The sequence below is a fragment of the Micromonospora rosaria genome, assembly GCF_001567585.1.
In the GTDB taxonomy this organism is placed as follows: domain Bacteria; phylum Actinomycetota; class Actinomycetes; order Mycobacteriales; family Micromonosporaceae; genus Micromonospora; species Micromonospora rosaria.
The window spans coordinates 1-23,026 of the sequence record NZ_LRQV01000113.1 but is presented as its reverse complement, the minus strand read 5'-3'; the positions used below and the strand labels follow the sequence as shown (position 1 = coordinate 23,026).

22 protein-coding genes and 1 pseudogene are annotated in these 23,026 nt (G+C 71.2%); 13 read left to right on the top strand and 10 right to left on the bottom strand.

The features are described 5' to 3' along the window. A partial coding sequence (locus AWW66_RS33010) for an RRQRL motif-containing zinc-binding protein (protein ID WP_281179625.1) occupies positions 1-237 on the bottom strand: 237 nt, incomplete at its 3' end. Continuing rightward, positions 237-488 carry a DUF6284 family protein gene (locus AWW66_RS24210; RefSeq protein WP_067370839.1) on the bottom strand — a complete coding sequence of 84 codons (252 nt, stop codon included), beginning with the start codon at positions 486-488 and terminating at the stop codon, positions 237-239. The genes AWW66_RS24210 and AWW66_RS33010, both read right to left, overlap by 1 nt. Positions 489-921: 433 nt before the next feature. Here AWW66_RS24210 and AWW66_RS33005 point away from each other — a divergent pair, with 433 nt between their 5' ends. Further along, positions 922-1,782 (top strand): GntR family transcriptional regulator, encoded by an 861-nt coding sequence (locus AWW66_RS33005; protein WP_083978869.1) that lies wholly within the window; start codon positions 922-924, stop codon positions 1,780-1,782. Positions 1,783-1,793: 11 nt separating this feature from the next. Next, positions 1,794-2,309, top strand: coding sequence for a kinase (locus tag AWW66_RS33000; RefSeq protein WP_396890544.1), 516 nt, complete (start codon positions 1,794-1,796; stop codon positions 2,307-2,309). 289 nt (positions 2,310-2,598) lie between these two features. Here AWW66_RS33000 and AWW66_RS24205 read toward each other — a convergent pair whose 3' ends face one another. Both AWW66_RS24205 and AWW66_RS32995 read right to left on the bottom strand, forming a co-directional pair. After that, positions 2,599-3,816, bottom strand: coding sequence for a tyrosine-type recombinase/integrase (locus tag AWW66_RS24205; protein ID WP_067370837.1), 1,218 nt, complete (start codon positions 3,814-3,816; stop codon positions 2,599-2,601). After that, entirely contained in the window at positions 3,816-3,962 is a 147-nt protein-coding gene (locus tag AWW66_RS32995) for a hypothetical protein (RefSeq protein WP_083978865.1), read from the bottom strand. The genes AWW66_RS24205 and AWW66_RS32995 overlap by 1 nt, the downstream gene beginning before the upstream one ends. A 775-nt stretch (positions 3,963-4,737) precedes the next feature. Between AWW66_RS32995 and AWW66_RS33960 the strand changes: the two genes are divergently transcribed. Both AWW66_RS33960 and AWW66_RS24200 read left to right on the top strand, forming a co-directional pair. Beyond that, positions 4,738-4,956 (top strand): hypothetical protein, encoded by a 219-nt coding sequence (locus tag AWW66_RS33960; RefSeq protein WP_157527814.1) that lies wholly within the window; start codon positions 4,738-4,740, stop codon positions 4,954-4,956. Between the two features lie 12 nt (positions 4,957-4,968). Beyond that, positions 4,969-5,184: pseudogene (locus AWW66_RS24200) on the top strand (TetR/AcrR family transcriptional regulator); the annotation flags it as partial. Between the two features lie 149 nt (positions 5,185-5,333). Here AWW66_RS24200 and AWW66_RS24195 read toward each other — a convergent pair. Continuing rightward, complete coding sequence (locus tag AWW66_RS24195) at positions 5,334-6,929, bottom strand: DHA2 family efflux MFS transporter permease subunit (protein WP_067370832.1); 1,596 nt, start codon at positions 6,927-6,929, stop codon at positions 5,334-5,336. A gap of 338 nt (positions 6,930-7,267) precedes the next feature. Between AWW66_RS24195 and AWW66_RS24190 the strand changes: the two genes are divergently transcribed. The 3 genes from AWW66_RS24190 (at position 7,268) to AWW66_RS24180 (ending at position 10,177) form a co-directional block, all read left to right on the top strand. Then, on the top strand, positions 7,268-8,197 hold the full coding sequence (locus AWW66_RS24190) for a diacylglycerol/lipid kinase family protein (RefSeq protein ID WP_067370830.1): 930 nt from the start codon (positions 7,268-7,270) through the stop codon (positions 8,195-8,197). A gap of 133 nt (positions 8,198-8,330) precedes the next feature. After that, positions 8,331-9,206, top strand: coding sequence for an META domain-containing protein (locus tag AWW66_RS24185; RefSeq protein WP_157527811.1), 876 nt, complete (start codon positions 8,331-8,333; stop codon positions 9,204-9,206). A 227-nt stretch (positions 9,207-9,433) separates the two neighbouring features. Continuing rightward, positions 9,434-10,177: an antibiotic biosynthesis monooxygenase gene (locus AWW66_RS24180; RefSeq protein WP_211272082.1), complete on the top strand. Its 744-nt coding sequence runs from the start codon at positions 9,434-9,436 to the stop codon at positions 10,175-10,177. Positions 10,178-10,409: 232 nt separating this feature from the next. Here the strand turns inward: AWW66_RS24180 and AWW66_RS24175 are convergent, their stop codons facing one another. Beyond that, positions 10,410-10,859 carry a lamin tail domain-containing protein gene (locus AWW66_RS24175; RefSeq protein WP_157527808.1) on the bottom strand — a complete coding sequence of 150 codons (450 nt, stop codon included), beginning with the start codon at positions 10,857-10,859 and terminating at the stop codon, positions 10,410-10,412. Positions 10,860-11,336: 477 nt separating this feature from the next. Here AWW66_RS24175 and AWW66_RS24170 point away from each other — a divergent pair, with 477 nt between their 5' ends. Next, positions 11,337-12,761, top strand: coding sequence for a GGDEF domain-containing protein (locus AWW66_RS24170; RefSeq protein WP_067370824.1), 1,425 nt, complete (start codon positions 11,337-11,339; stop codon positions 12,759-12,761). A gap of 180 nt (positions 12,762-12,941) precedes the next feature. On the opposite strand, the gene AWW66_RS24165 is transcribed toward AWW66_RS24170, so the two are convergent. After that, complete coding sequence (locus AWW66_RS24165; RefSeq protein ID WP_067370823.1) at positions 12,942-14,003, bottom strand: aspartate-semialdehyde dehydrogenase; 1,062 nt, start codon at positions 14,001-14,003, stop codon at positions 12,942-12,944. 6 nt (positions 14,004-14,009) lie between these two features. After that, on the bottom strand, positions 14,010-15,275 hold the full coding sequence (locus tag AWW66_RS24160) for an aspartate kinase (protein WP_067370821.1): 1,266 nt from the start codon (positions 15,273-15,275) through the stop codon (positions 14,010-14,012). A 293-nt stretch (positions 15,276-15,568) separates the two neighbouring features. Here AWW66_RS24160 and AWW66_RS24155 point away from each other — a divergent pair, with 293 nt between their 5' ends. The 3 genes from AWW66_RS24155 to leuA all read left to right on the top strand — a co-directional run bounded on the left by AWW66_RS24155 (position 15,569) and on the right by leuA (position 19,101). After that, a complete protein-coding gene (locus tag AWW66_RS24155; RefSeq protein WP_245648466.1) occupies positions 15,569-16,423 on the top strand; it encodes a hypothetical protein in 855 nt (284 codons plus the stop codon). Between the two features lie 85 nt (positions 16,424-16,508). Next, positions 16,509-17,036: a nitroreductase family protein gene (locus tag AWW66_RS24150; protein ID WP_067370819.1), complete on the top strand. Its 528-nt coding sequence runs from the start codon at positions 16,509-16,511 to the stop codon at positions 17,034-17,036. Positions 17,037-17,322: 286 nt separating this feature from the next. Beyond that, positions 17,323-19,101, top strand: coding sequence for a 2-isopropylmalate synthase (gene leuA, locus AWW66_RS24145; RefSeq protein ID WP_067370817.1), 1,779 nt, complete (start codon positions 17,323-17,325; stop codon positions 19,099-19,101). Positions 19,102-19,153: 52 nt separating this feature from the next. Here the strand turns inward: leuA and AWW66_RS24140 are convergent, their stop codons facing one another. Beyond that, a complete protein-coding gene (locus tag AWW66_RS24140; RefSeq protein ID WP_067370815.1) occupies positions 19,154-20,620 on the bottom strand; it encodes a DHA2 family efflux MFS transporter permease subunit in 1,467 nt (488 codons plus the stop codon). Positions 20,621-20,785: 165 nt separating this feature from the next. Between AWW66_RS24140 and AWW66_RS24135 the strand changes: the two genes are divergently transcribed. Beyond that, positions 20,786-21,430: an HNH endonuclease family protein gene (locus AWW66_RS24135; protein WP_067370813.1), complete on the top strand. Its 645-nt coding sequence runs from the start codon at positions 20,786-20,788 to the stop codon at positions 21,428-21,430. After that, positions 21,430-21,828, top strand: a complete 399-nt coding sequence (locus AWW66_RS24130; RefSeq protein ID WP_067370811.1) for a hypothetical protein — start codon at positions 21,430-21,432, stop codon at positions 21,826-21,828. The genes AWW66_RS24135 and AWW66_RS24130 overlap by 1 nt, the downstream gene beginning before the upstream one ends. Positions 21,829-21,867: 39 nt before the next feature. On the opposite strand, the gene AWW66_RS24125 is transcribed toward AWW66_RS24130, so the two are convergent. Next, positions 21,868-22,971: an ABC transporter ATP-binding protein gene (locus AWW66_RS24125; RefSeq protein ID WP_067370810.1), complete on the bottom strand. Its 1,104-nt coding sequence runs from the start codon at positions 22,969-22,971 to the stop codon at positions 21,868-21,870. Positions 22,972-23,026 lie beyond the last annotated feature (55 nt).

Here is a 23,026-nt window from a genome sequence, read left to right as displayed (position 1 = left end):
GGGGGTGGCGGTGCGCTTCGGCCGGGCCAGGTCAACCCGGTACAGGTACGCGACGCGGTTGCCACCAACACCGCGCCACATGACCTGCGCGGCAATCGGCTGACCACCGGGGCGTAGGCCGGCGGCGCGGAGTTGACGGCGGGTGGCGTAGCCGGAGGGGGCACCCTGCCACCAGAACGTGGGGATACCGAACTTCGTGCCGTCCGGATCGTGGAAAGCGGCCCGGACGCGCGGCATCAGGCCACGCGAACCGGGTCGGTGTACGGGTGGGCGGCCACCTCGGCAGCGGCACGGATGACACGAGCTTCGGCCCGGCGCAACCTGCGCCAGTCCAGCGGCGAGGGTCCGCCGTGATCCTCGGCGTACAACAGGGTGATCTCAGCGTCGAGCACGTCCAGCTCAGCCGCGATCAACGGCCACTCGACGTCGATCGCGGCCAGGTCGGCGGCGGTCGGCTCGACGGCGACGGGGGCAAGGTGGTGCCTCACGGGAAAACCTCCGGTAGTTGATGGCCCCTGGGTGCGACCACGAACGGCCGCACCCAGGGGTGCGCAAGAACAGGAGGCAGAAGCTCAACCGCGCGCCAGACCAGCCCACTCGCCCCGCTCGCTTGGGATCGACCAAGGTCGGCCACCGTGTGGCTCAAGGCAGGGATGCCGCAGACCAGGTCCACGCGGCGCTTCTGCTGTGAAGTTCTCAATGAACAGGTGCACGGCGGTTCGTAGGCGTGCAGCACCGCGAAGTGCTGCCTTCCCCGGTGACCGACCGGCTGTGACACAGGCAACCTAACAACTGGTATCGTGCCGGGTCAACTGTTATGGGCAAAGACGGCCTTGAGCAGGGCAAACAAGCCGGCAGCGACCTATCATCTGGTATGCCGCTGGTAGGCTCGCAGCGTTCACGTTGCAGAAGGGGAGCGCCATGCCCGAGTCAGAGCCACGGCTTGACAGACCTGAGGCACTTCATCAGCAGGTAGCCCGAAACATCCGGAATGACATCGAATCCGGCATTCTTCGAGATGGAGAGGTGCTACCAACAACTCGGGAGCTGGCCAAGCTGTGGGGCGTGAGCGTTTTCACCATCAGTGAAGCCATGCGGGTGCTAGCCGAAGAAGGGCTAGTTTCCAGCAAATCTCGGTCCAAGAGGGTTGTCACAGCACCCGATCAGGGCGGCCGGAAAGAAATTCGGCTACGCACACCGCGCGTACTCATCGTGGGGGGTTTTGCCGGCAGCGGGAAAACCGAGCTAGGCAGAATCGTTGCGCGCGAAACAGGTTGGCCCATTCTCGATAAAGACACCCTAACGAGGCCAGTCCTTGAGGCGGCCCTTGAAATCATGGGATTATCCCCCAATGACCGAGAGTCAGAAGACTACATCTCTCTCATGAGGCCGCGCGAATACGAGTCCCTCATGTCGGCGGCAAACGAGAACGTATCGTGCGGAAATAGCGCCATCATTACCGCTCCATTCCTGGCTGAGTTCAGGGATCAGGCATGGCTTGAGCGAGTTAAAGCAACGTTTTCGGATATGGGAGCCGCTACTACGATCGTATGGGTGTACTGCGACGCGAGCACCATGCATACCTATATCCGTCACCGAGGAGCGGCCCGTGATGCAGCAAAACTGGCAGACTGGGCAGGCTATCTGAGCAGGATAAACGTAGAGTTCCGGCCCGATTTCCCCCACATCCTGATCGACAACTGCTCATCAGGCATTCCGTTGCAGACCCAAGCGCGAGAGCTTGTGCAAGAAATCCTAGGCACGGAAGCTTCGGAGTCATGACTAGAGGCGTGATGCTCTACGGACCGCCGGCATCAGGAAAGGACACCGTAACGCGCGAACTGGTCGCGATGCAACAAGGCTTCCTTCTCTTTCCTCGCGTAAAGGCCGGAGCAGGAAGAACCGACGGATACAGGATGGTCTCAAGTCGCCATTTCGAAGAATTGCGACGACATGGCGAGCTGATCTGGGAAAATGAGCGCTATCGCTCCCGGTACGGGATAGACCGATCCGGGTTGATTGAATCGGCAAGTAAAGGGCTGCCGGTTCTTCACCTTGGGCAGGTTGCCGCAATTGACGCAGTTAGACTCTCTGTGCCGTCAATTGAGTGGCTTGTTGTTTCACTGTGGTGCCCCCGTAACGTAGCTGCAATTCGAATAGCAGAGCGCAACACAGGCGACGACAATCTAAGGCTGAGCGCGTGGGACGAAACAGAATCCATCTCGTTTGCCGATCTAGCCTTCAACACGGCAGTGGTCAAACCGGACGAGGTTGCGGCGGCTATTGCAGCGCGGGCAGTCGCGCGGTAACGCATAGCAACGAAGCGCACCAGCAGTAGGCATCGATTGATGCGCGGCGACTGCGTGACCAACTGAGTGACAACCTGCCCGTACGCCAGCGGACACAAGCGAACGACAGCAGACTATCTACCCAGCTCAGTAACACTTTCCGGCCTAGTCAACCCGCCATGATCATTCGTTCGGGACGAAGAGGTCGTCGGTTCGAATCCGGCCACCCCGACAGAGGTACGAGGGCACATCCGATCGATGGATGTGCCCTCTAGTGCTTCTGTACAGCAGTCGGGTACAGCAGCGGCGGTCACCGCAGGCTCTCGCCCAGGCGCTTGAGGGCGTCGCGGGTGGCGTCCGAGGACGCCTGCGAGTAGATCTCCATTGTGACCGACACCTCCGCGTGCCGGAGCACCTGCATGATCACGCGCGGGTGCACGTCCAGGTCGACGAGCAGGGTGGCACAGGTACGCCGGGCGTCGTGCACGGTGATCTTCCGGACCCCGGCACGGGCGCATCGGGCGTCCCAGGATCGGTTGAAGTTGCGCGGCTCGACGGGAGTTCCGTAGCGGGTGGTGAACAGCAGCGACGACCCCTGCCAGGCGATCCCGGCCTGGTCGCGGTCGTTCTTCCTCGCCTGCTGGCGCAGGTCGAGTGCCGCCGCGCAGATGTCCGGCAGCGGCAGCGTGGCGTCCGAGGTCTGCGTCTTGGTCTCCCGGTGCAGCAGTTGGCCGCCGACCCGCTGCAACTGCCAGCCGATCGACAGCTCCCCCGCCGCCAGGTCCACGGCATCCCCGGTAAGGCCGAGCACCTCACCCTTGCGCAGGCCGAGGACCAGGATCAGCACGTACGCGGCGTACAACGGATCGCGGTCGGCCCGCGCGGACTCCAGGAAGCGACGGGCCTCGTCACTGGTCCACGCCCGGCCCTTGCGGCGGCGGACCGGTGGGAGCTTGACCAGGGCGGCGGCGTTGCGGGTGACCAGCTCCTCGGTGGCCGCGTGGTTGAGCGCGGAGCGCAGCACGCCCCGGATGTCCTTGACGGTCCGGGGGGACGGCGTGTCGCCGCAGCACCGGCCGAGCGCACAGCAGCGCCGCCTGAGTTCCGGGCAACGGGCGTCCTTGCCCTGGGCGCAGCACTGGCAGGTGCGGGACACCTCGTTGATCCAGGTCTGCACGTCGCGCACCTGGAGCCGGTCGAGCCGCTTCCCGCCGAGGCCGGGTATCACGTACAGCCGGAGGATCGTCTCGTAGGTGGCGCAGGTCAGCGGCGCGAGGTTGGGGCGCACCACCTCCCGGTGCCAGTAGGTCAGGTAGTCGCCGAGGGTTGGTACCCGGGTGGCGACCGGCCCGGCCTTGGCCTGCTGGTGCAGCTTGATCCACTTGTCGTGGACGATCTCCCGGGTCTGGCCGTAGACGTACTTGCGGGTCCGCTTCCCGTCGGGCTTGGTGACCCAGACGTACGCGGCGAAGCCGGTGCGGTACGGGAAGATCGAGCCTTCGCCGTTGGCGCGGGTACGTCCGGGCATCAGGCGGCCTCCTGCCGCTCGACCTGGTCGCGGACGTACTCGTCGACCCACTCGGGCAGGACGCGGCGGTACTTGCCGTCCTTGACGGAGCGCAGCTCGCCGGTGGCGATCTTCATCTTGACCTTGGACAGGCCGAAGCCGAGCAGGACGGCGACCTCGGCGGGCGAGTACCAGCGCGGGGTGCGGTGGGCTGGGTCATGCCGCCACCCCCGAACACAGCTCGTGGGCGAGTTCCTCCCGGCCGATCCGGCGGCGTTCCCGGCGCTGCACGATCAATGTTCAGAACTGAGGCACTAGCAGCCGTAATCGGCTCCGTCGTCAGTGAGAAGATCGTGTCGGACCCATCCCATGACCCCCGTAGTGACGTTGCGGAGGTAGGTCCAATAATGGCCGTCGTTGGCGTAAGTGTAGCAATAGTAGTCCACCGTGTGGGACGGGTATGCGATACCGTTAATCGCGCAGGAGGTGCTCGATCCACTGCGCTGTCGCGCCCCATCCGCAGCCTTTATGGTCTTGCTGGTGCCAGAGTTGTCTTTGTTGGACCCCGTCGTGCCGCAGGGGGCGTGCGCCAAGGCGGGACTGATTGTGACGAGAGGCGCAACCAAGACGGCCCCCGCCAGCACTGCCGCTCCCACTGCAAACCGGCCTGCTCGTGCCATGAAGAGTCTCCTCGATCCGCCGAAGGAAATCCGTCCGTCCCAATAGGACCTACATCCATCCTTGCGGATAATTAGATGAGTGTCAACGCACCAAAGCCGGTAGCAATCTCCGATCCGCGCACCCAACCCCTACTGCTGTACGCCACCTGCTATACGCCACCCCCTCATGCACCCGCCTGCGACCCCAGCCGCCGCATCAGCAGTAGCTTCGCCCCGGCATGCGGCCTGCCCTCTGCTGCCGATAGCGGCGATCCAACTGCAAGTGAGCATCTCTCTCCGGATCACCCAGTTGCAGCGGACGCAGCGGCTTCCCACCCTGGCCGATCTAGTGGCCGCCGCGCTGGCCCAGGCTCACGCGGACCTCGACGCCGAACTGGGCACCTGGGCCGAGCACCTGGGCGACGGCACCGACCTGCCGGCCCGGCTCACCCGCCTGGTCTGCGGGTACCTCGCCGACTGGGGACGGGCGCTCACCGAGTAAGAGTCCTACCTCGCCGCCGCCCGCGACCCCGAGTTGCGGGGGCTCGCCCGCGCCTGGGTGGACCGGCTCCGGCTGGTGCTCACGCCGTTCGTCGGCGACGAGGCCGCCCGGAGTGTCGTCGCCCTGCTGGACGGCGTCACCCTCCAGCACCTCGCCACCGCCGACCCGGTCGACACCGATTTGGTCGAGGCAGCCGTCACCGCCCTGACCACACCCCAGCGAGGATGATCCGCTCGGGCGGAGCGCAGCTTCGTTGTTGGTGTGGTCTCCCAGCGTGCCGGGGGCCCGTGTCCCCGGACGTCACGTGACGCTCGACACCGCGTGGACGAACGGGGTACGCGCGGCAGGCGCGTACCCCGTTGGTGGGTGCGGGTGGGTCAGTGGATGAGCACCGGGGCGGCCGGGCGCTCGCCGTCGCCGCCCGCCTCGTCGTCGAGCAGGTGGGACTCCTGGCGCTTGCGGGGCAGCAGGAAGGCCGGCACGAAGGTCACCAGGATGAGCACGAAGGCGACCAGGAACGTCGTGGCGAACGAGTCGGCCACGAACTCCAGGCCCCGTTGCAGCAGGCCCGGCTCCACCGGGAGCTGCTGGGCCAGCGCCGGATCGCGCTCGACGGCGATCGCCAGGCCGGCCTCGGTGACCGGTGCGCCGGTGCGCGGGTCGACCATGCCGGGGATGGCCGGCGAGCCGTTCAGCTCGTTGGTCAGGATCACCGACATGATCGCCGCACCGACCGCGCCGGCCACCTGCTGGAGGATGTTCAGCAGGGTGGTGCCCCGGGCCACCTCGTGGTTGGTGAGCGTCTTCAGCGCCGAGGTCATGATCGGCATCATCGTGCCGCCCATGCCGAGCCCCATCACGAACAGCGCCCCGCACAGCAGCAGGTACGACGTGTCGGTGCCGACCTGGGTGAAGGCGAAGAAACCGGCCGCCATCAGGGCGATGGCGAAGGGTACGGTCCGGCCGACCGGGATCTTGTCGGCCAGCATCCCGGCGATCGGCATGGTGACCATCGCGCCGATGCCCTGCGGGGCCATCAGCAGGCCGGCGTCGAGCGTCGACTCACCGCGTACCTGGAGGAAGTAGCTCGGGAAGAGCAGGCCGGCGCCCATGAACGCGACCGTGAAGACGGCCAGCGTCACCGACGCCACGGTGAGGTTGCGGCTGCGCAGCAGGCGCAGGTCGAGCAGCGGGTGCTTCGGCTTGAACGAGTAGAGCACGAAGCCGACGACCAGCAGCCCGCCGACGAGCATCGGCAGCCAGACCTTGGTGTCGGCGAAGGTGCCGGTCTCGGGCAGCGTGGAGACGCCGTACAGGAAGAGGGCCAGGCCCGGGGAGAGCATCAGCATGCCGACGAAGTCGAACGACTCGGACGGCTCCGGGGCGTCCTTCGGCAGCGCCTTCTGCGCGTAGACCAGCGAGGCGACGCCGATCGGCAGGTTGATCAGGAAGATCCAGTGCCAGCTCGCGATGTCGATCAGCCAGCCGCCGAGGATCGGGCCGCCGATCGGGCCGAGCAGCATCGGGATACCCAGGACGGCCATCAACCGGCCGATCCGCTCCGGGCCGGCCGCCCGGGTCATGATGGTCATGCCGAGCGGCATCAGCATGCCGCCGCCGAGCCCCTGCAACACCCGGTACGTGATGAGCTGGCCGATCGAGTCGGCGGTGGCGCAGAGGCCGGAGCCGAGGGTGAAGAGCACCAGCGCGGCCATGTAGAGCCGTTTCGTGCCGAACCGGTCCGCCGCCCAGCCGGTCAGCGGGATCACCGTGGCCAGTGCCAACGTGTAACCGGTCATCGTCCAGGCGACCTGGGCGTACGAGGCGTCGAAATCGGACTGGAAGGTGGGCAGCGCCACGCTGACCACGGTCACGTCGAGGATCGACATGATCGCGCCGAGGACGACGACCCCGGCGACCTTGAGTACGGCAGCGTCGAGCCGGTCCGACACTGCCACGGGTTGACTGCTCACGGATTCTCCTGATCAGGCGACGGGAAACGCCGCTGGGCCGCGCACCACACCGTGCGCGGCTGCCCGTTTCCTGTTCGGTCGTCGGCCCCGTTCCGCCGGGGCGCCGGCCCCCACGGCCCCACGGCCACCCGACACGATCCCACGAGGGGGTGACAACCGGCTGGCGTTTTCCGCCGGGCGGAAGGACATTTAACGTGCTCGTAGCCGGTACGTCCGGTGACGCCGTGACCAAGGGCACGCCACCACGGACGGGTATCCGACGACGGGCCGCCCCGCGACCGATGGTGGACCACCGGCCCGAACCGGGTTTTCACCTCTCCCCGCTAGGGTCGGAGGCCATGCGGACCAAGCACGAGCTGAGCGCGGCGATCCGGCGGCACCGACGGGCGGCACTGGTCATCAACGCCCGGTCCCGGCGCGGTCGCCGGCTCTACGAGCAGGCCCGGTCACGGCTGCTGGCAGCCGGCTTCGACCTGCTCGGCACGTACCCGGTGGACCGGCCGGGCGAGCTGGAACGCAGTCTCGCGGCGGCGGTCGACCTGGGGCCGGACCTCCTGGTCGCGGGCGGTGGCGACGGTACGCTCAGCGCCGCCGCCCGGCTGCTCGCCCACGCCGACATGGCGTTGGGCCTGCTGCCGCTGGGCACCACCAACAACTTCGCCCGGACCGTCGGGGTGCCGATCGACCTGGACGGGGCGGTCGACGTGCTCACCGACGGAAAGGTCATCGACGTCGACCTGGGGCTCGCCGGTGACATGCCCTTCGCCAACCACGTCGGCATCGGGCTCTCGGCCGACATCATGCGGCACACCCCGCACCGGCTGAAGCGGGCCACCGGGCGGCTCGCGTACCCGGCGACCGCCCTGGCCCTGCTGTCCCGGCACCGCCCGATGCGGGCCACCGTGCGCGCGGCCGGTCAGGAGTACGAGTTCGTCACCCACCAGCTCTTCGTGGCCAACGGTGGGTTCCAGGCCGGGCGGCCGATCACCGCCGACGCCGACGCCGACGACCGGCTGCTGGTCGCGTACCCGGTGGGTGGCCCGACCCGGCGCGGCCTGCTCCGCGAGACGGCGCGCAACGCGGTGACCGGCCACCGGCGCACCCTCGGTGACGATCCGTTCCTGGCCGTCGGCGAGCTGTGGGTGGAGACCGACCGACCGGCGCGGGTCGAGGTGGACGGCGAGTTGTGCGGTCGCACGCCGATCCGGATCGGCCTGGACGCCAACGCCCTGCGGGTGATGGCCGCCGCCGACAGCCCCGACCGCTGACCGCCCCGGCCCGCCGGGCACGGTCTGCGGACCCGCCCGGCACGGTCGACGACTCACCCAGCGGGGTCGGCCGGGAACCGTCGGTGCCGGTACGGCGTCCAAGCGGTGGTGAACACGGGGATCGGAGGACAGGATGCGACCCAGCGCACGGATCGTGGGCGTGCTGGCCGTGCTGGGGCTGCTGCTCACCGGCTGCCTCAGTACGGGTGGTGGCGAGGACGCGCCCGGTGACGCGCCACCCGGCGGCCCGGTCGGGTGGGCAATCGGCGAGCCGACCGGGCTGATCGGGTCGTGGACCGTGGCCGGGGTCGCGGGGGCCGACGGCAGCGTCCTGCGGCTCGCCCCGGACGGCCTGACCCTCGTCGCGGACTGCGTCCGGCGCGGCCAGTGGCGGGCGCACGCCGACGGGCTCTTCGTCGCGTACCTCAGCAGCCTCGACGGCGACCGGGGCTGCACCGGCGCGGACCCGGTCACCCCCGGGTGGCTGTCCCGGGCCACCGGCTTCCGCAGCGACGGCGACGCCCGGGTCCTCGTCGACGAGCAGGAGCAGGTGGTGGCCCGGCTCCAGCCCGGTGCCCGGCCCACCGCCGGGCCGTACCTCCCCCCGGCCGACACCGAGCCGCCGGTGGTGACCGACGAGGCGCGGCGGCGACTGGACCCGGCCGCCCGGCTCCCGGAGGCGCTCGTCGTACCCGGTCGGGACGGCGTGCTGGGCCGGTGGGTGCCGGCCAGCGGGGCCCGGGGTGGTCCCCGGGCGGCGTACGTCGAGCTGCGCGCCGACGGTGAGTGGCGCGGCTCGGACGGCTGCAACGGCCAGGCCGGCCGCTGGGTGCTCGGGCCGGCGGGCGCGTTCCTCGCCGTCACCGGGCCGACCACCCTGATCGGCTGCGCGAACGTGCCGGTGGCGAGTTGGCTCGACGGCGCCCGGCGGGTCGGCCTGGCCGACGGGGTGCTGGTCCTGGTCGACGGCCAGGGCACCGAGACCGCCCGGCTGACCCGCGCCGGCTGACCCGCCGCGCCCCACCGGTGGACTTGACACGCCCCACCGGCTGACCCGCCGCGCCCCACCGGTCGGCCCGACGCGGCCGACCGGTCGACCCGGCGCGCCCGCCGCACCGTTCCGGCTGGTCCCCCGGATCTCGGTGTCCCGCTCCCCGGATCGACGGGTTTGACCTCAACCACGGTTGAGCGCCTAGCGTCGACCGGGTCACCCTCCGTCACTCCCGGGGAGCAGCGATGAGCAGCACACCGTCCCACCAGCCACAGCGGCCGGACCCGCCGACGATGCGGCGCACCGACGCCTGGCCGGACCCCGCCCGGCCGGATGCCGGGCTGATCCTCGCCAGTGTCTGGCGGGTGGGCACCCCGCAGCGGCAACAGGCGACGGTGGACGCGATCGTCGAGGCGTACGCCGACCGGCCGGGGCCGGCCGGGCTGCTGTCGTACAGCGTCTTTCCGGGTACCGACGGGGACACCCTCCGGCACTACACCCTCTGGCGGGACGGGGCCGCGTACCAGGGCTTCGTCGCCGACAGCCGACAGCCGCGGGTGGACCACATCGACGCGGCGGTGCCGGGCATCGAACGGCTGGAGCTGATCCGGTACCGGCTCTACCGGGGTCGGCGGGCGCAGCCGGCGCCCCGGCCCGGCGCGCTGGTCACGGTACGGGTCCAGACCGAGGACGAGATCCACGCGCGGGCCTGGGTGGACGCCGTGCTCGCCGCCCTCGACGCCAGCGACCCGGCGGCGGGTGGCATCGGCGGCTTCTTCCACGTCAGCACGGACGGTACTCAGGTGCTCAACTACGCCGAGTGGAGTTCCGTCGAGGCGCACCCCGCCGCGCTGGCGGCCGGCGGGGGCAGCGTCGGGCGGGGGCCGCTCTGGGACCGGGTCCAGCGCATGCCCGGGGTACGCCTCCTCGGCGTGGACCGGTTCCACCTGGCCGCCACCTTCGAGCCCGACCGCTCCGACCTGGGATGACCCTGGACGACCCGGGGTACCGTCGGTCGCGTTCCTCGGCCTCGACGAGCGGATGGGCTGGTTCCCGTACGCCTGGGCCGGGCTCGGCGCGGTGATCATCCTGATGAACCTCTACTCGGCCTTCGGCCGCCGGCACCCGAACCGGGACCGCTGACCCGTCCCCGAGCACGGGCCCGGACGCGCCTTCGGCGCCGACCCCCGGGACCGGGGCCGGCGCCGAAGAGCGGGTACCTCAGCAGTTCCTGTAGCTGCTGACCTTGCCCCAGGAGCAGGAGTCGATCAGCTTCCCGGAGGAGTTGCGCAGGTACGCGGTGTCCCCGGTGTTGTTCCAGATGTGCCAGCCGGAACCCCAGTACCGCTTGGTCGAGGTGTTCGTGCCCTTCCCACTGTGCAGGTAGAGGCTGGCCTTGGGCTTGAGCTTGACGTCACCGAACTTGTGGACGTGGTTGGCCTTGTCCCGGACCGTCCAGGACTTCAGGCTGATGGTGCTGGAGCGCCGGTTGGTCAGCTTGACGTACTCACCGTTCACGCTCTTGTTCGCCCGGGTGTCGGTGCCCGGCGCGTTGACGTACACCCTGGTGATCTCGATGGCCGGCGGGGCGGCCTGGGCCGGTCCGGCGGCGGCCACCGCCGCCCCGATCCCGACGGCGGTGGCCAGGGCGAAGCCCAGCAACTTCCTCACGCGATTCCCCCACGGATGATGACTGACGACCGGCCACTGCCCGGCCGGTACGTCCCACGCCCGAGGCGTGGGCGACTGAGGTTACCGACGTGTGTCGTCTCTTGTGGACCGTGCCGCGCCCGCGTCGACAACTGGACCTGCCGGGCTGATCAGGAGGTCACCGAACGTCGAGCCGACCGGCACGAACGGTCGGCGTCCCGCCGCCGTGTAGATCGCCGCACCGACGGTTCAGCCCCCGACCCCGGTCGGTCGGGGCCAGCCCTGCGACCCGGACCGCCGGGGGACACGCCCGTCCCGCCGGCCCGGCCCCGACCGGCCAGCCGCCCGCCGGACGGACCCGCCGCGACCGGCCCGGCCGCCCGTCCACAGCCTGTGGATAGAACATGTGTACGACGGAGGGCGACCGCCCGGCGCTGAGTACCCTTGACCTGGCCCGGCACCCCCGCCGGGCACCCCTCTACCTGGAACGACGTGCGATTGGATCACAACCGGGTCATCCGTGACGTCACGGTCCGCCTGCCGATGGCGTCGACCGCCGTCGAGGCGTGCCAGTGGACCGTCGACGCGCTCGCCCGGTACGCCCCGGCCACCATCTCCGTCCTGCTCCAGGTGCACGACCGGCTCCGCTGCATCGCGGCCACCGGCTCCTGGCACGTCTTCTCCACCGTGCCGCCGAAGGCCGGCATCGTCGGCCGGGTCTACGCCTCCGGGGTCGGGGCCACCGTCGCGCAGGTCGCCGACGACCCCGACTACCTGCCGCTGCGCCCGGACGTGACGGCCGAGATCTGCGTACCGGTGCTCGACCCGGCGGGCCGGCCGATCGGCGTGCTCGACCTCCAATGGTCGGACCCGGTGGAGCTGGGCCCGTGGCGGGAGACCGCCGAGCGGCTGGCCAACCGGCTCGGCGCCCGGATCGTGGCGCTGGGCGGCCCACCGGCGGAGAGCCGCAGCGAGAAACTGCTCCGGCACGCCGCCGCGATGACCGCCGCGCAGACCGACTGGGAGCTGATGACCGCGGCGATCGGCGCGGCCCGGGACGTCTCCACCCTCGCCGCGGCCGTCCTGGTCCTCGGCGGCCGGGACGGGCCCCGGCTCGGCGCGCCCACCCGTACCCCGGGCGAGCTGGAGCACCGCCTCCGCGCCGAGCTGGCCGAGGCGGGTACGCCGGCGCTCGGCCGGATGATCGGCCGGGCGCACCGCCACGGCGCGGCGTACACGCTGGGCGAGGCGGGGCACCCGCCGACCGTGGACTACGCGCCGCTGGCCCGCGCCGGGGTACGCACCCTGGTCGTGGTGCCGGTCGGCCCGCCGGACACCGGTGGCGTGCTGCTGGTCGCCGACGAGCGGCTGCTCAGCCCCGACCCCACCACGGTCAGCCTGATGGAGCTGCTCGCCGGGCAGGCGTGGACCTGCCTGGACCGGCTCCGTACCCTGGCCCAACTCTCCGAGCAGGCCAACTCCGACCCGCTGACCGGGCTGCGGCACACCGGCCCGTTCGGCCAGCGGATCGCCACCGCCACCCCGGGCCGTACCGCCCTGCTGGCGATCGACGTGGACGGCTTCAAGAGCGTCAACGACACGTACGGCCACCAGGCCGGTGACCGGCTGCTGGTCGGACTGGCCCGCGCCCTGCAGGACGCCCTGCGCCAGGGCGACGAGCTGTTCCGGGTCGGCGGCGACGAGTTCGTGGCGGTGATCGAGGTCAACCGTCCCGCCGAGGCGGTCCGGATCGGTGAACGGTTGGCCGAGGCGGCCCGCCGTACCGGTCAGACGATCAGCGTCGGGGTCGCGGTCGCCGAGCCCCGCGAGTCTCCCGAGGCCACGCTCCGCCGCGCCGACCAGGCCCTCTACACCGTCAAACGCACCGGCCGCGACGCCGTCCACCTCGCCCCGGCCACCTGACCCACCCCTGCACCCCTGCACCCCTGCACCCCTGCACCCCTGCACCCCTGCACCCCTGCACCCGCGATCTTGCAGTTGCCGCCCGCGCAAAGGGTGCATATGGAACATAAGAAGGGCGCAAAGTGCAAGATCGCGCGAGGGCGGGGCGGGGCGGGGCCAGGGGCGCGGAGAGGACGCAGGTCAGCGGGGGGTCAGTTCTTTGGCTACCAGTTCGGCGATCTGGGTGGTGTTGAGGGCGGCGCCCTTGCGCAGGTTGTCGCCGGTGATGAAGAAGTCGAGGGCGCGCGGGTCGTCCAGGGCGCGGCGGAGCCGCCCGACCCACGTGGGGTCGGTGCCGACCGCGTCGATCGGCATCGGGAACTCGCCGGTGGCGGGGTCGTCCACCATGATCACGCCGGGGGCGTTGCGGAGCACCTCGCGGGCCTCCTCGGCGTCGACCTCGGTGGCGAAGACGGCGTGCACCGCCACCGAGTGACCGGTCACCACCGGTACCCGGACGCAGGTGGCGGAGACCTTCAGGTCGGGCAGGCCGAGGATCTTGCGGGTCTCGTTGCGCAGTTCGACCTCGTCGGAGGACCAGCCGTCGTCGGCGAGGCCACCGGCCCAGGGCACCACGTTGAGCGCCAGCGGGGCGGGGAACGGGCCCAGTTCGTCGCCGACCGCCTGCCGGACGTCACCGGGACGGGCGCCGAGCATCCGGTCCCCGGCGACCTTGCCGAGTTGGGCGTGCAGGGCGTCCGCCCCGACCTGCCCGGCCCCGGACGCCGCCTGGTACGACGCGAGGACCAGCTCACGCAGCCCGTACTCGCGGTGCAGCGGGGCGATCGCCACGATCATCGCGAGGGTGGTGCAGGTGCCGTTGGCGAGGATGCCCCGGGGCCGGTGGCGTACCTGATCCGGGTTGACCTCGGGCACCACCAGCGGGACGTCCCGGTCCATCCGGAACGCGGCGGAGTTGTCCACCACCACCGCGCCCCGGGCCACGGCGATCGGGGCCCACTCGGCGGAGACCTCGTCCGGCACGTCGAACATCGCCACGTCGACGCCGTCGAAGGCCTCCGGGGTGAGGGCCTGGACGGTCAACTCCTCGCCCCGGCAGCGCACCCGCCGGCCGACCGAGCGTTCGGAGGCGAAAAGCCGGATCTCGCCCCACACGTTGCGGCGGGCGGAGAGCAGTTGGCACATCACGGTACCGACGGCACCGGTCGCCCCGACCACGGCCAGGGTGGGCAGCGCCCGCACCGTCGGTTACCGCCCGGTCCCCGCGTACACCACGGCCTCGGTGTCGCCACCCAGGTCGAAGGCCTCGTGGATGGCGCGGACGGCCTTGTCGAGGTCGGTGTCCCGGCAGACCACGGAGACCCGGATCTCCGAGGTGGAGATCATCTCGATGTTCACCCCGGCGGTGCCGAGGGCGGCGAAGAAGCCGGCCGCGACGCCCGGGTGCGACCGCATCCCGGCGCCGATCAGCGACACCTTGCCGACGTGGTCGTCGTAGAGCAGGCCCTTGAACTTGACCTGCTCCTGGATCTTGCTCAGCGCGGCCATCGCGGTGGGGCCGTCGGCCTTGGGCAGGGTGAACGAGATGTCGGTGCGCCCGGTGCCCTCGGTCGAGACGTTCTGCACGATCATGTCGATGTTGATCTCGGCACCGGCGACGGTGTCGAAGATCTGCGCGGCGGCGCCCGGCTCGTCCGGCACCCCGACAATCGTGATCTTCGCCTCGCTGCGGTCGTGGGCGACCCCGGTGATCAGTGCTTGCTCCACAGGAAGGTCCTCCATCGATCCGGTGACCATCGTGCCGGTGTTGGTCGAGTATGACGAACGGACGTGGATCGGCAACCCCGCCCGGCGCGCGTACTCCACGCTGCGCAGGTGCAGCACCTTCGCGCCGCAGGCCGCCAGTTCCAGCATCTCCTCGTAGGTGATGTGCTTGATGTGCCGGGCGTTGGGCACGATCCGCGGGTCGGCGGTGAAGACGCCGTCCACGTCGGTGTAGATCTCGCAGACGTCGGCGTGCAGCGCCGCGGCGAGCGCCACGGCGGTGGTGTCCGAACCGCCCCGACCCAGGGTGGTGACGTCCTTGGTGTCCTGCGAGACGCCCTGGAAGCCGGCGACGATGACCACCGCGCCCTCGTCCAGGGCGCCCTTGAGCCGCCCCGGCGTGACGTCGATGATCCGGGCCCGGCCGTGCACCGAGGTGGTGATCACGCCGGCCTGTGAGCCGGTGAACGACCGCGCCTCGTACCCCAGGTTGTGGATGGCCATGGCGAGCAGCGCCATGGAGATCCGCTCCCCGGCGGTGAGCAGCATGTCCAGCTCGCGGCCGGGCGGCAGCGGGCTGACCTGGTTGGCCAGGTCGAGCAGTTCGTCGGTGGTGTCGCCCATGGCGGAGACCACCACCACGACGTCGTCGCCGGCCTTGCGGGCGGCCACGATCCGCTCCGCCACCCGCTTGATCCGCTCCGCATTGGCGACGGAGGACCCGCCGTACTTCTGCACCACGAGTGCCACGACGGTGCTCTCCCTCCCAGCGTCCCTGAGCGTGCGTCCCTGAGCGTGCCGACGCCGCCGGGAGTTGGACCGGCGGCGTGGGTCGGACGCCATCAGGGTATCGGGCGGCCTGCGACGCCGGGTCGGGTGATCCCACCATCCGGCCCGGACAGCCGGCGGGCGGACCGCCTCCGGCCGGCGGAAACGCCGCGCCGACCGGGGGATCCGCGGGACGACGTGACCCGCGCGACACGCCGGGGCGTCGGGGCCGGGCCGGGGCCCACCGCGCCGGGGCCGGGCCGCAGAATGGGCCGGTGTCCGCCCGTCTGTCCCCGGAACGCCGGATGACCGGTCCGCTGGCCGCGCTGCTGCCGCTGGCGCCGGTGCTGTCGCTGGCCCCGGTGCTGTCGCTGGCCCTGGTGCTGTCGCTCGGGGTCGCCGGTTGCGCGTCCGACCGGCCACCGGCCCCACCGCCCCCGTCCCCGGCGCCGACCCCGCAGGGGTTGGACGCGGCCCGCGACGAGTTGGCCGCGCTGGCGGCGGCGGCCCAGGACCGGCACCTCACCGCCCGGTACACGTTGCGCAGCCCGGGACTGCCGGACCGGGTGGTCGTGGTGACCAGCGCCGACGACGGCACCTGGCGGGTGGACGTCGCCGGCGGGGCGCTGGGCGGCACCGTGGACGTCTCGCTCACCGCCACCACGGACGGGCTGTACCAGTGCGTCCTGCCGTCGGCCGGGCGGGCGGCGGGCTGCGTCCGCCTCGGCGACCGGAACGGCACGGTGCCGTACCGGCTCGATCCCCGGGTGCAGCACCCGTTCACCGACTGGCTGGCGGTGCTCACCGACCGGCGGGCGCCGCTGGCGGTCTCACCGGCGCGGCCACCGGACGGGGCCGCCGGGACGAGCGGCGCGTGCTTCTCGGTCGAGTCGACCACGGCGGCCCTGTCCCCGCCGCTCGACGTGGGGATCTACTGCTACGACCGGGACGGGACGCTCACCGCGGTACGGACCGCCACCGGCACGTTGACGCTGGCCGGTCCGCCCGGCCCGGCGCCGGCCACGGTGCAGTTGGCCGGCCCGGTCACCGACGGGGAGCCGTTGGCGGTGGCGGGACCGGAGGCGGGCTCGACGGTCACCCCCGTGCTCGGGGGCACGGGAACGTCTTGACCCTTCTGGGCGTTACGGGTGGTTTTCTTCACATCCGTCCTGCCCGTTTTGCGCCTGAAATGCGGCATAGGGGAGGCTCGGTGGCATGGCCGACCTCACACCGCTGCTCGCCGTCCGCTGGAGCCCCCGGGCGTTCGACCCGGTGGCGGAACTCTCCGGCGCCGAGGTCTCCTCGCTGCTGGAGGCCGCCCGCTGGGCCCCGTCCCACGGGAACGCGCAGCCCTGGCGGTTCGCGGTGGGGTGGCGCGACGACGAGACGTGCAAACGGATCCTCGCCAACCTGCCCGCCCGGGACCAGCGGTGGGCCCGGCACGCCGCCGTACTGCTGCTCGCCGCCCACCTCACCGACCCGCCGGCCGGCCCGTACGACCTCGGGCAGGCGGTGGCCCACCTGACCGTGCAGGCGACCGCGCTCGGGCTCTACGTCCACCAACTCGTCGACGTCGACCACGCCGGGCTGGTCGCCGACCTGGAGCTACCGGACGGGGTACGGCCGCACGCGGTGGTGGCGGTCGGCCGGTTGGGTGACCCGTTCAGCCTCCCCGAGGACCTGCTCTGCCGGGAGACGGCGCTGCGTCGCCGGCACCCCCTCGACGACCTCCTGCTGCGCTGAGCTGCCGGGCCACCGCACCGAAGACGCCGAATGGGATAAGCGTCCCAAATTCCGGACCGGACTACCGGAGCCCATCCCGATCACGTAGGGTCACGACTGTCATGTGGCAGGCGAGCCTCCTCCTTCGTTGCCGCGGCGAGGCCTCACCGGCCGGCACCTCGTCGCGGAGTTGACGCGCGCCGACCAGCCGATCCGTCCTCGCGGGGCCGCCCACGTCCCCGCCCTCGGCACCCGTGCCGAACCATCGACGCTGACGTCACATGATCTTCACCAGGAGCGTTCCACCATGGCTCAGTCCGCCAGCCACGCCGACACCGATCCGACCGCCGCGCACGCCGGCACCGATCCCATCGCCCGGCAGCGCCCCAGCCGGATGCCGTACACCCGGTACCAGCCGTACCACCAGCAGTTCCGGATCGACCTGCCGGACCGGCAGTGGCCGACCCGACGCACGGAGGTCGCGCCCCGCTGGTGCGCGGTCGACCTGCGCGACGGCAACCAGGCCCTGATCGACCCGATGTCCCCCGAGCGCAAGCGCCGGATGTTCCAGCTCCTGGTGCAGATGGGGTACAAGGAGATCGAGATCGGGTTTCCGTCGGCCAGCCAGACCGACTTCGACTTCGTCCGGCAGCTCATCGAGCAGGACCTGATCCCCGAAGACGTCACCATCCAGGTGCTCACCCAGTGCCGCGAGCACCTGATCGAGCGCACCTTCGAGTCGCTGCGCGGCGCGCGCCGGGCGATCGTGCACTTCTACAACTCCACCTCCACGCTCCAGCGGCGGGTGGTCTTCGGCCTGGACCGGGACGGGATCACCGACATCGCCACCACCGGGGCCCGGCTGTGCCAGAAGTACGCCGAGATCCACACCCCGGACACCGAGATCCACTACGAGTACTCCCCGGAGTCGTACACCGGCACCGAGCTGGAGTACGCGCTGGAGGTCTGCTCCAAGGTCATCGAGGTCATCGACCCCACCCCGGACCGCAAGCTGATCATCAACCTGCCGGCCACCGTCGAGATGGCCACCCCCAACCTGTACGCCGACTCGATCGAGTGGATGCACCGGCACCTGCCCCGGCGGGAGAGCCTGGTGCTGAGCCTGCACCCGCACAACGACCGGGGCACCGGCGTGGCCGCCGCCGAGCTGGGCCTGCTGGCCGGCGCGGACCGGATCGAGGGCTGCCTGTTCGGCAACGGCGAGCGCACCGGCAACGTCGACCTGGTCACCCTCGGGCTGAACCTGTTCTCCCAGGGCGTCGACCCGCAGATCGACTTCTCCGACATCGACGAGATCAAGCGGGCCGTCGAGTACTGCAACCAGCTCCCCGTGCACGAGCGGCACCCGTACGCCGGTGACCTGGTCTACACCGCCTTCTCCGGCTCCCACCAGGACGCCATCAACAAGGGCTTCGCCGCGCTGAACGCCGACGCGGCGGCGGCCGGCACGCCGGTGGACGACGTCACCTGGGCGGTGCCGTACCTGCCGATCGACCCGAAGGACCTGGGCCGCAGCTACGAGGCGGTGATCCGGGTCAACTCGCAGTCCGGCAAGGGCGGCGTCGCGTACATCATGAAGACCGAGCACCAGCTCGACCTGCCGCGCCGGCTCCAGATCGAGTTCTCCGGGGTGGTCCAGCAGGTCACCGACCACGCCGGCGGCGAGGTCGACCCGGGCACCATGTGGGACATCTTCGCCCGCAACTACCTGGTCGACCACCAGGTCTCCCCCACCGTCGCGCTGGCCGACTACACCATCGGCACCGCCGAGGGGAAGGTGGAGATCAGCGCCGAGGTCGGGGTGGGTGGCGAGCGCCGCTCGCTCACCGCCGTCGGCAACGGCCCGATCGACGCGTACGTCAACGCGCTGCAGGCGGTCGGCGTGGCGGTACGGGTGCTCGACTACCACGAGCACGCGCTCTCCTCCGGCGGGGACGCGCACGCCGCCGCGTACGTCGAGTGCGAGGTGGACGGCCGTACCGTCTGGGGCGTCGGCACCGACGCGAACATCGTCACCGCCTCGGTGAAGGCGGTCACCAGCGCCGTCAACCGCGCCCACGCCTGAGGTGTAAGGAAGGGCCCCCTCTTAACGCATACGGTAGAGAAGGGTTCCCCTCTCACCGCTGAGTGTTAAGAGGGGGCCCTTCCTTCGCGGCGGGGGGACGGTGGACGAGGAGGGCGGCCAGGAGGGCGCCGGCCAGGAGCAGGGCGGCGCACCAGAGCAGCGCCCCCCGGTAGGCGGTGGTCAGCTCGGCGCGCTGGTCGTACCCGGTGCCCCGCAGGCCGACCAGCAGCGGTAGCGCGGCCACCGCGAGCAGGCCCCCGGCGCGGGCGGCGGCGTTGTTGAACCCGCTCGCCACCCCCGCGTACCGGTCGGCCACGGCGGCGAGCACCGAGGCGGTCAGCGGCGCGACGACCAGCATCAGCCCGGCTCCGAAGAGGGTCACCCCGGGCAGCACATCCGTCCAGTACGAGGCGCCGGGCCGGACCTGGCGCAGCAGGAGCAGCCCGACCGCCGCGATCACCGGCCCGACGGTCAGCGGCAGCCGGGGGCCGATCCGCTGCGACAACGCCCCCGCCTTGGGCGAGCCGACCAGCAGCAGCACGGTCAGCGGCAGGGTCGACAGCCCGGTCAGCAGGGCCGACCAGCCCACCACGTTCTGCAGGTAGACGGCGAGGAAGAAGGTGAACCCGCCGAGCGCGGCGTACACCACCACGGTGAAGACGTTCAGCGCCGAGAAGAGCCGGCTGTGGAACAGCCCGGTGGGCAGCATCGCCGCGTCGCCCCGCCGCCGTTCCACCACCACGAAGGCCCCGGCGGCGAGGACGCCGACCAGTACCGACCCCAGGATCGTCCACGAGGCGAAGCCGCGGACCGGGGCGTCGATCAGGGCGTACGTCACCCCGCCCAGGGCCAGCGCGCCGAGCACCGCGCCGGTGACGTCGAACCGCCGGTGCCGGGCCCCCCGGCCACCGGCCCGGGACACGTTCTCGTCCCGGCTCTCCGGCACCCAGCGCAGCGCGGCGAGGATCACGAGCACCGCCACCGGCAGGTTGATGAAGAAGATCCACCGCCAGGACAGCGAGTCGATCAGCCAGCCGCCGATCAGCGGGCCGAGGGCGGTGGAGACCCCGGCCAACCCGGACCAGGCGCCGATCGCCTTCCCCCGGTCGTCGGGGTGGAAGCTGGCCTGGAGCACGGAGAGCGAGCCCGGGGTGAGCAACGCGCCCCCGGCCCCCTGGACGAAGCGGGCGACGATGAGCCAGCCGGTGCCCTGGGCGAGGCCGCAGGCGACCGAGGCGACACTGAACGAGACCACCCCGAGCAGGAAGATCCGCCGCCGGCCGAACCGGTCGCCGAGGGCCCCGCCCAGCAGCACGAAGGCGGCGAGCACCAGCAGGTACCCGTTGATCGTCCATTGCAGATCGGCGACGGTCGCGCCGAGGTCCGCGCCGAGCCGGGGCAGCGCGACGTTGACGACGGTGCTGTCCAGGAAGACCATCCCGGAGGCGAGCACCGCCGCGAGCAGCGTGCCCCGGCCGGCGGGTTCGGCGAGGCGCAGCGCGGGCGCGGATCGGGTCATGGGTACCAATCTGGCCGGGCCGGGCGGCCCGACGACGGGAAACGCCGAAAGTACCCCACGTCGCGCTCCGGCCACGCGGGACGGATCGCCAACTCCGGCGGTGAATCACGCGCCGGGTACTGTGCGGGTTCGCCACAAGCCCGGCAAGCTGAAGAGGTGTCGTCCGTGCGCAACAGATCAGGATCCCGTGTGGTGGTGGCCGTCGCGGCGAGCGTGCTGCTCGCCCTGAGCGGCTGCGTCGAACTGGAGGAGCCGGGAGCCGGCCCGTCGACACCGGCCGGCGGTGGTGGCAACGCCACGACGATGCTCGGCGAGTTGACCGTGGCCAGCGCCGGCACGATGAAGGGCTACAGCCGCAACCGCTTCCCGCACTGGCGCAAGACCGGCAAGAACTGCGACGTCCGGGACACCGTGCTCCAGCGCGACGGCAGCAACATCGAGCTCTCCGACTGCAACGTGGTGGGTGGTAGCTGGGAGAGCGTCTACGACGGCCGGAGCTTCACCGACCCTTCCCAGGTGGACATCGACCACATGGTGCCGTTGGCCAACGCGTGGCGTTCCGGGGCCGACGAGTGGGACGACTCGAAGCGCGGGGACTTCGCCAACGACCTGGACCGGCCGCAGTTGTTCGCGGTCTCCGCCAGTTCCAACCGTTCCAAGGGGGACCAGGATCCGTCCCAGTGGAAGCCGTCAAATCAGTCATACTGGTGCACGTACGCCGGGCACTGGATTGAGGTCAAGCACCACTGGGAACTCTCGGTGACCAGTGCGGAGAAGGATGCCCTGACCGACATGCTGAAAGGCTGCTGATGGGGGAACAGGCCACGACCGGCGCCGGGGGCTCACCGGCACCGGAGGAGATGCCGGACGCCGGTGGTGACGACGCGGCGGCGGCCACCGGCAGCGGCGCCGCGCCACCCGGCGGCCCGGCCGCCCCGGAGGGCTCCGCCGACGCCATCGGGCCGAGCCGGAGCACCGACATCGTGCCCGGCCCGGGTGGGGTGATGACCGACGAGGTCGGGGTGGTCACCGGCGAGCTGACCCTGCGCACCGAGTACGCCGACGGCCGGGTCACCGTCCGGGTGCAGTACAAGGACGCCGACGAGTGGTACGCGGTGACCGGCGGCAGCGCCCCGCTGGCCGACCCGGCCGCGCTGGACGCGGTACACGCCGTGGCCGTCGGCCTGCTCGACCGCCCGGAAGGCTGACCGGCCCGCCCCGGCGGGCGGGCCGACGGCCACCGCCGGTCAGACGTACGAGCCGGGTTCGGTGGGGGCGGAGACCACGGACGGGTCCTCGCCCTCGCCCTCGGGGCGGGTGAGCTGGGGGCGGACCTCGTGCGGGCGGAGTTCGCCACTGGCGATCCGTTCCGCCCAGTGGCAGGCCACCCGGCTGTCGCCGATCTCGCGCAGCGCCGGCCGCTCGTCGGCGCAGCGGGTCGGCTGGGCCCACGGGCAGCGGGTGTGGAACCGGCAGCCGGACGGCGGGTTCGCCGGTGAGGGCAGGTCCCCGGCGAGCAGGATGCGCTCCCGGCGGTCCTCCACGTCCGGGTCCGGCACCGGCACCGCCGACATCAGCGCCCGGGTGTACGGGTGCAGCGGCTCGGTGTAGAGCCGGTCGCTCGGCGCCTCCTCGACCAGCGCGCCCAGGTACATCACGCCGACCGTGTCGGAGATGTGCCGGACCACGGCCAGGTCGTGCGCGATCACCAGGTAGGTCAGCCCGAGGCTGTCCTGGAGTTCGTCGAGCAGGTTCACCACCTGCGCCTGGATCGACACGTCCAGCGCGGAGACCGGCTCGTCGGCGACGATCAGGTCCGGCCCGAGCACCAGGGCGCGGGCGATGCCGATGCGCTGCCGCTGGCCACCGGAGAACTCGTGCGGGTAGCGGGACAGCGCCCACCGGGGCAGCCCCACCTTGTCCAGGGTCTCGCCGATGATCTGGCGGCGCTCGTCCCGGTTGCCGCCGATGCCGTGGGTGTGCAGGCCCTCGGTCAGGATCGACTCGACGTTCTGCCGGGGGTCCAGGCTCGACATCGGGTCCTGGAAGATCATCTGCATCCGGCGGCGCATCGCGCGCAGCTTCCCGGCCGGCAGGCGGGTCAGGTCGGTACCGTCGAAGGTGACCGCACCGCTGGTGGGCGGGGTGAGCTGGAGCAGGGCCCGGCCGAGCGTGGACTTGCCGCAGCCGGACTCGCCGACCAGGCCGTACGTCCGGCCACGGACGATGGTCAGGTCGACCCCGTCGACGGCTTTCACGTGTCCGACCGTCCGGTCGAAGAGCACCCCCCGCTTGATCGGGAAGTGCACCTTCAGGTCGCGTACCTCGACGAGGACGTCGGTCCCGGTCACGGCTTCTCCTCCTCGCGCGGGGCGGGCACCGCGCCCGCCGTCGCCGCCGGCTGCG

Excerpts from the sequence above, each read along its gene's own strand:
- AWW66_RS33005 (WP_083978869.1), top strand. The coding sequence starts at position 922 with ATGCCCGAGTCAGAGCCACGGCTTGACAGACCTGAGGCACTTCATCAG.
- AWW66_RS33000 (WP_396890544.1), top strand. The coding sequence starts at position 1,794 with ATGCTCTACGGACCGCCGGCATCAGGAAAGGACACCGTAACGCGCGAA.
- AWW66_RS24205 (WP_067370837.1), bottom strand. The coding sequence starts at position 3,816 with ATGCCCGGACGTACCCGCGCCAACGGCGAAGGCTCGATCTTCCCGTAC.
- AWW66_RS24190 (WP_067370830.1), top strand. The coding sequence starts at position 7,268 with ATGCGGACCAAGCACGAGCTGAGCGCGGCGATCCGGCGGCACCGACGG.
- AWW66_RS24185 (WP_157527811.1), top strand. The coding sequence starts at position 8,331 with ATGCGACCCAGCGCACGGATCGTGGGCGTGCTGGCCGTGCTGGGGCTG.
- AWW66_RS24180 (WP_211272082.1), top strand. The coding sequence starts at position 9,434 with ATGAGCAGCACACCGTCCCACCAGCCACAGCGGCCGGACCCGCCGACG.
- AWW66_RS24150 (WP_067370819.1), top strand. The coding sequence starts at position 16,509 with ATGGCCGACCTCACACCGCTGCTCGCCGTCCGCTGGAGCCCCCGGGCG.
- leuA (WP_067370817.1), top strand. The coding sequence starts at position 17,323 with ATGGCTCAGTCCGCCAGCCACGCCGACACCGATCCGACCGCCGCGCAC.
- AWW66_RS24140 (WP_067370815.1), bottom strand. The coding sequence starts at position 20,620 with ATGACCCGATCCGCGCCCGCGCTGCGCCTCGCCGAACCCGCCGGCCGG.
- AWW66_RS24130 (WP_067370811.1), top strand. The coding sequence starts at position 21,430 with ATGGGGGAACAGGCCACGACCGGCGCCGGGGGCTCACCGGCACCGGAG.